This is a genomic window from Sporichthya sp., from assembly GCF_013815995.1.
Taxonomy (GTDB): Bacteria; Actinomycetota; Actinomycetes; order Sporichthyales; family Sporichthyaceae; genus Sporichthya.
In genome coordinates this window covers 1-7,259 of the sequence record NZ_JACDFE010000228.1, presented here as the reverse complement: position 1 = coordinate 7,259, position 7,259 = coordinate 1, and the positions used below count along the sequence as shown (strand labels likewise).

Sequence of the window (7,259 nt, the reverse complement as noted above, 5' to 3'; positions counted from 1 at the left end):
CCGTTCCCGCGGCCGCCTGCGCCCCGAAGGACCAGCGGGGCCAGACCCGGCCCGGCCTGACCGGCCCGGGCACCTGCAGCGCCGGGGCGTTCGAGCCGCAGGTCCCGCCGGTGGCGCCGAGCATCACCGGCGCGATCAGCAACAAGAACGGCAAGACCAAGTACGGCTGGTACCGCGACACCGTGACGGTGACCTTCACCTGCACCGCGGGGAGCTCGCCGCTGACCGGCCCCTGCCCGAGCCCGATGGTGATCTCCACCCAGGGCGCCAACCAGGGCGGCACGGTCACGATCACCAACCAGCAGGGGCTCACCTCATCGATCAAGGTCGCGCTCAACATCGACAAGGGTCTGCCGAAGATCGCGATCAAGGGCGTGAAGAAGGGCCAGACCTACAACAAGGCCAAGAGGGTCACCTGCCTGGCCACGGACTCGCTCTCCGGGCCGTACGTCTGCCAGGTGACGGCCACCGGCAAGCTGGTCAAGGCCAACACCCAGGTGCGGGTGAACTACAAGGCCACCGCGGTCGACCGGGCCGGGAACATCTCGACCAAGACCGCCCACTACTTCTACCGGCGCAGCGCCTAGCGAACTCCTGACGGGCCGTCAGGTCACGGCGGCCCGTCAGGCCGGACGGAAGGGTTCGCGGCCAGGGTGCGGGCCATGCCCCGCTGCACGGCATCGATCAGGTAGGGCCGCAGTTCGCCGGCGCCGATGATGGTGTGCACGGAGCCCACCTTCTGGGCCCGGCGGATGTCGTGGATCGACTCGAACTCGGCCGCGACCTCGCCCTGCTTCTCGATCTTGACCAGGTTGCGCAGGTCCGCGAGCTCGACCCGCAACTGGGCGGCTTCCGCGCCACCGGCGGCAGCAAGTTCGGCCTCCAGCCCGCGGATCCGTTCGTCGTTGTTGGTGCGCGCCCGGACCTCAGCGGTGAACACCACCGCGGCGGCCGGCGCACCACCCAGCACCGAGGCGTAGGAGCCCTCGACGGCCACGACCTCCATGTTGTCGTTGAGCGTTCCGGAGAACACCACGAACGCCCCGCCGTGATAGCGCGAGATCAAGCAGAACACGATCGGGCCGTCGAAGTTGACCACCGACCGGCCGATCTCGGCGCCGTACTCCAACTGCAGGTTGCGCAGCGACTCCGGTGAGCCGTCGAAGCCGGAGAGGTTGGCCAGCACCACCAGGGGGCGCACCCCGGAGGCGGCGTTGATGGCCCGCGCGGTCTTCTTCGAGGACTGCGGGAACAGCGTGCCGCCGGTCCAGATGTCCGGCCCGTCCGAGGGCAGGTGACCGCGCCGCGGCACCGGCCGGGACTCGATCCCGATCACCGTGACCGGTTGCCCGCCGAGGTGGGCGTCGAAGACCACCGAGGTGTCCGCGTCGGCCATCCCGGCCCAGCGCTCGAGCACGGCGTGGTCGGCGTCGACGGTCGCGCGCATCACGGTGCGGATGTCGAACGGCTTCTTGCGTTCGGCGTTCTTCTCCACCGAGAAGATGTCGCCGACGGTGGTGAAGTCCGGACTGCCCGGGTGGGTGTGCGGGTGCCGGCGAACGTCCCGGTCGAACGGGTCGGCGGTCGCGACGCGGCGCGGGAAGCGCTCCCCCGCGGCCCGGTAGGCGTGGTCGTAATGCGCGAACAGGATCTCCAAGGCCGCCGCCAGGTTGGGCGCCCAGTACTGCGCCTGCCCGTTCGGTCCCATCACCCGGTCGTAGCCGCCGATGCCGAAATTGTCCTCGGCCGAGACGCCGCCGGAGTAGTCCAGGGACTGCTTACCGGTGAGCACCATCGCCGAGTCCGGCGTCATGATCAGCACGCCCTTGGTGTGCATGAGCATCGTGGCTTCGGCGTTCCAGTACGGCTGCGCGCCGACGTTGATGCCCGCGACCACGACGTTCACCTCGCCGCCGGTCTGGGTGAACTCGACGATGCGCCGCAGTGCCCGCGCAATCCAGTCCATGTTCTCCACGCCGGAGTCCATGGAGATCCGGGCGCCGGCCGAGAGCGCGAGCCACTCGACCGGGTAACCCTCGGCCTCGGCCAGGTCGATCGCCGCCATCACCCGCGCGCACTCGGGCTCGGCCAGTGAACCGAGGGACTTGGTCGGGTCACCCATCAGCACCACCCGGGACAGACCCTCGGGGTAGCGCGGGGTGGAGGAGGTGACCAGGCCGACGATGATCCCGGCGGTGTTCTGCCCGGACTCGCGGTCCACCGGCACCAGTTCACCGGTCTCGTCGAGGTCGAGTTCGAAGAAAGTGCCGGCGGTGCCGATCAGCAGGCCGATCAGCTCGTACGGGTACACCGCCCCGCGCTTGGCCGAGGCCCGGACCTTCTGCTCGTAGTCGTCCAGCGGCGGGATCGGTTCGGTCGGCCGGCTGGTGATCGCGATCTGGGCCCCCACCCCCTGGGTGTAGGAGATGATCACCGCCGCCTCGCGCTCCTCGGCGTCCGGAGTCTCCTGCAGGCGGCCGACGACGATGACCTCTTCGAGGCCGGCGCCGGCGGTCAGCGGGACCAGCGCGCGGATCACGGCGTCGAGTTCCTCCATCGGCACCTTCGCCGTCGGCGAGACGGCAAGCACGATCCGGTTGCGGTCCAGGCGACGCCCGGCCGCGCGCCGGGCCTGCACGTTGCGAATCCCCTGCACGCAGCTGGTGAGCACGCGTTCCACGGTCGGCACCGCGAGCACCCGGCCGGCGGCGTCGCGCAGCGGGTGCACGTCGCGGATCTCGGCGAGCGCGATGATCCGCTCGTCGTCGGCGTTGGCCTTGCCGGTCGCGCGGTACAGGTAGACCCCGTCGTCGGCCGGCATCCGCGTCAGGTCGAAGTTCACCAGCCGGTTCACCCCGAGGCGCTGGGCGACCAGCGGATGCAGCCCGCGGATCAGCCGGTCCTCGCTGAGACGACCGGTGCCCTCGGCCCACGGGCGGAACGTCAGATAGAAGGTCCGCGCGGTCGTCCCGCCGGCGATGCCGACGGTGATCCGGCGCAACGAGGCCGGCCAGGACAGCCGGTCGACCTCGGCGCGCAGTGCCTCGGAGACCTCGTCGTAGTCGCCCGGCATGTCCTGCCAGGACAGGAAGAAGTCGACAACCAGGGTGTGCGGCTCGGTGGAGGCATCCTCGGCGGCCAGCGCACCGACGGCGGCGGCGAGGGCGGGCAACTCGGCGAAGTCACCGACGGTGGCGATCAGGTGCAGCCGCTGCTCGGCGAGGTCGAACTCGGAGGTCATGCACTGGCGGCCGTCGCGGTCGAAGACGCGCACGTCCTCCAGGTTGCGGCTGCGGTAGTAGCGCCGGGTCTGGATCTCCAGCAGCGGTCCGAGCGCGGCGACGCCGGTGCCGAGGTACTCGTTCAGCAGCCCGATGATCGTCTCGGGGCTCGCGACCAGCGCCTCGATCCGCGCCGTGCGGTCCGGCGCGTCCGGGTGCTCGACGAGGTAGTCGATCTTGGTGCGAATCGAGTTCAGGGCCTTCTCCCGCGCGGCCAGGATCAGCGGCTGGTCGAAGTGGCGGAACCGCACACTGCGGGCCAGGTCACCGATCAGCGGGTAACGGATCCGGGTAGCGGTGACCAGGCGTTCAAGCACCTCGGCCAGTTCGTCGTTGACCTTCTGGTCGGCGACGACGAGGTCCTCGGCGGCCAGCCAGCGCTCCAGCAGCGCGGTGACCACCGGGGTCTGCGCGTCGCCGCGCGCCAGCGCCAGGAACACGCGGTAGACGGCGTCCTTGAGCGCCTCGTCGGCGGGCGCGAGCTCGCGCACGCCGTAGTGCCGCAGCGCCCGGGAAAGCTTGCCGGCGAAGGATTCCGGCAGGCCTTCGCGCTCGACATCGAGCGAGCGCAGGTAGGTGTGCAGGTGCTCGCGCGGGCTGTGCACCCGGGTCTCGGACTTCTCCTCCTCGGCCGAGGGCCGGTTGCGGGAGAGCTCGCAGATGTCGGCGAACATGCGCAGCACCGACAGTTCGGCGGCGACCGGGCGGGTGTCCTCGGCGGGCAGCAGCCGGCGCACCGCGCCGTACTCGGCGACGAGGGCGCGCCCCTCGGCGGCGTTGACGTCGTAGCCGGTGACCAGGGCGCGCAGCGCCTCCAGCAGCTCGCTCGCCCGATCGCCCGGGTCGACGTCGAGGTCCTCCACGGCGCCTTCGGCCAGGGCGGCGAAGGACACCAACGGCTCGGTACCGACCGCGGTGTCCCCACCCTCGGGGTCGATCCGCAGCAACGGGGCACCACCGGGGACCTGGGAGTTCGCGGTGGCGAGAACCTCCCGAACCCGGCCGGCGAACGGCGCGGCGACCGGGGTTTCCATCTTCATCGCCTCGAGTACCGCGATCGTCTGGCCGGCCTCGACCAGGTCGCCGGCCCGCACCGGCAGCGCGACGATGACGGCCGGCGCCGGCGCGCGGACCACGCCACCGGAGTCCCGCCCGACGCGGTGCGCGACGCCGTCGACCTCGACCAGGTGGTCGTTGGGTCCGGCGGCGCAGACGATGCGGTGGACCTTGCCGTGCACCGAGAGCCGCGACTCGTAGTCCGAGAGTCGGTCGACCTGGACGTCGGCGCTGATCCCGGCGACGTGGACCCGGTAACGGTTGGCGGACAGCGCGGAGACGGTGAGCTGGTAGGCGTGCCCGCCGTAGCGGGCCTCGATGGTCCGCCCGATCGCGTGGTCGGCCTGCGGGCGACCGCCGCGGGCGAGGGCGAAGAAGGCCTCCCGTTCGACGAACTCCTCGCGGTCGTAGCTGTCGATCGCGACCGCGTACAGCGCGACGTCGGCGTGCGGGGCCGCGCCCCGGTCACCGAGGGAACCGCGGTCCAGCCACGCGGTGTCGGCACTACCGCTGCGCACCTCGGGCCGGGAGATCAGGTCGAGCACGAAGGACTTGTTGGTGGTGCCGCCCTCGATGACCACGGTGGTGTCGCGCAGGGCGCGGTCGAGCCGGGCCAGTGCCTCGTTGCGGTCCCGGCCGCCGGCGATGATCTTCGCGACCATCGAGTCGAATTCCGGCGGGATGGTGTCCCCCGCCGCGATCCCGGAGTCGACCCGGATGCCCGGGCCCTGCGGGAACTCCAGCAACGCGACCCGGCCCGGCGCCGGCGCGAAACCGTTGTCCGGGTCCTCGGCGTTGAGCCGGATCTCGATCGCGTGCCCGATCTCCGGCGGGCACTCACCGGGCAACGCCTCGCCGGAGGCGAGCAGGATCTGCAGCTTGACCAGGTCGAGGCCGGTGGCCACTTCGGTGATCGGGTGCTCGACCTGCAGGCGCGTGTTCACCTCGAGGAACGCGAAAGTCTGGCGCGCCGGGTCGTAGAGGTACTCGACCGTGCCGGCTCCGCGGTAACCGACCGCGCGCACCAACTCGATCGAGACCCGGCGCAGTTCCAGAGACTGATCCGGCGTCAGAACCGGCGAGGCCGACTCCTCGATGATCTTCTGGTTGCGGCGCTGGATCGAGCAGTCGCGCACGCCGGGCGCCCACACGTTGCCGTGGTTGTCGGCGATGATCTGGACCTCGACGTGGCGGGCGCCGGTGACGAGGGCCTCCAGGAACACCCCGTCGTCTCCGAAGTAGCGCTTCGCGTCGGCGCGGGTGCCCTCGAACGCGGCCTCGAGCTCTTCCTCGGCGAGCACCTTGCGGATGCCGCGCCCACCGCCGCCGGCCTTGGCCTTGATGATCAGCGGGTAGCCGATGGTGCTCGCGTGCCGACGCGCGTCCTGGTAAGACGTCACCCCGCCCGCGCCGCTCCACGCCGCCACCGGCACGCCCACCCGCTCGGCGACCAGCTTGGCCTCGATCTTGTCCCCGAGCAGGCGCATGGCCTCCGACGGTGGACCGATGAAGGCAATCCCCAACCGGTCGCACAGCTCCACGAAGGCGGGATGCTCGGAGACGAAGCCCCAGCCGACCCAGACCGCGTCCGCGCCGGACTCCATGAGGGCGCGCTCGAGCTCGGCGTAGTCCAGGTACGGCACGGAGGCCGTGGCGCTGGGCCGCAGCGCGACCGCTTCGTCGGCCTGGCGGACGAACATCGCGGCGGATTCGGCCTCGGTATGCAACGCCACGGTGCGGATCGAACAGAATCCATCGGTGTGGGCGCGCTCAGCGTTCAGCTCCCGGACGGCGCGCATCAGACGGACCGCAGCCTCGCCCCGGTTGACCACCGCAATGCGCTTGAACACTCATGCCCTTCCGCAGCCTGCCTGTGCGAAAACCCTATGGCCCACCCGGACCGGCGCGAATGTGCGCTCCGCGACATCGAACAACCGTCGATCTTGGACTCGCGATCGTGACACAGCGTGACCGGGGCAGAATCCGGCCCGACAACCGGCCGGATAACCGGCCAGACCGGCGGAGGGGCGAACCTGTGCGCAACGTCTACGTGATCGGCATCGGCGCCGGCGACCCCGAACAGCTCACGCTGCAGGCGGTCCGGGTGCTGGCCGACCTGGACGTCGTCCTGGTCATCGACAAGGGAGAAGCCAAGCGCGAGCTCACCGACCTGCGGCACGAGCTCTGCGCGACGCACATCACCAAGCCGTACCGGGTGCTGACCGCGGCCGACCCCGACCGGGACCGCACCGCGACTGATCAAGTGGGCTACACCGGCGCCGTCGGCGACTGGTACGACGCGCGGGCCGAGGTGATCGGCGCGCTCCTGCGCGACGAGGTCTCAGCCGGCGAGAGCGTCGGGATCCTGGTCTGGGGCGATCCGGCGCTCTACGACAGCACGCTTCGCGTGCTTGACCGGGTCGAGCAGCGAGGGACCGTCGAATTCGGTTACCAGGTGATCCCGGGGATCACGTCGCTGCAGACGCTCGCGGCGCGGCACAAGGTGACCTTCACCGGCGTCGGTGCCCCGGTCCACGTCACCACCGGCCGCCGCCTGGCGGCGGGGATGCCGGCCGAACTCGACGACGTCCTGGTCATGCTCGACGGCTCGGAGACGTTCGCTGCGCTCGACGACCCCGACCTCGACATCTACTGGGGCGCCTACCTGGGGATGCCCGGCGAGCTGCTGGTCGCGGGCAATCTGCAGGAACGCAAGGCGGAGATCGTCGCACTCCGTGCGCAGGCCCGGGCTCGCCACGGCTGGATCATGGACAGCTATCTGCTCCGTCGTCGCCGCCCCTAGTGGTCTGTCTGTGAATTAGCGCGGTATGATTGATCATGCCGATCAAGACAGCACCGGCGTTGCCGGTCAGTAGTGAGCAGCGCGCGGAGTTGGCCCGGATGGCGCGGTCCTCGACGCTG

3 protein-coding genes are annotated in these 7,259 nt (G+C 70.7%); 2 read left to right on the top strand and 1 reads right to left on the bottom strand.

The features are described from left to right. Positions 1 to 587 (top strand): hypothetical protein (locus tag H0X00_RS19825; protein WP_293774188.1); only part of this gene is annotated, 587 nt, incomplete at its 5' end. Between the two features lie 23 nt (positions 588 to 610). Here H0X00_RS19825 and H0X00_RS19820 read toward each other — a convergent pair. After that, positions 611 to 6,187 carry a carboxyl transferase domain-containing protein gene (locus tag H0X00_RS19820; protein WP_293774186.1) on the bottom strand — a complete coding sequence of 1,859 codons (5,577 nt, stop codon included), beginning with the start codon at positions 6,185 to 6,187 and terminating at the stop codon, positions 611 to 613. A gap of 185 nt (positions 6,188 to 6,372) precedes the next feature. Here H0X00_RS19820 and cobF point away from each other — a divergent pair, with 185 nt between their 5' ends. Beyond that, complete coding sequence (gene cobF / locus H0X00_RS19815) at positions 6,373 to 7,140, top strand: precorrin-6A synthase (deacetylating) (RefSeq protein WP_293774184.1); 768 nt, start codon at positions 6,373 to 6,375, stop codon at positions 7,138 to 7,140. Positions 7,141 to 7,259 lie beyond the last annotated feature (119 nt).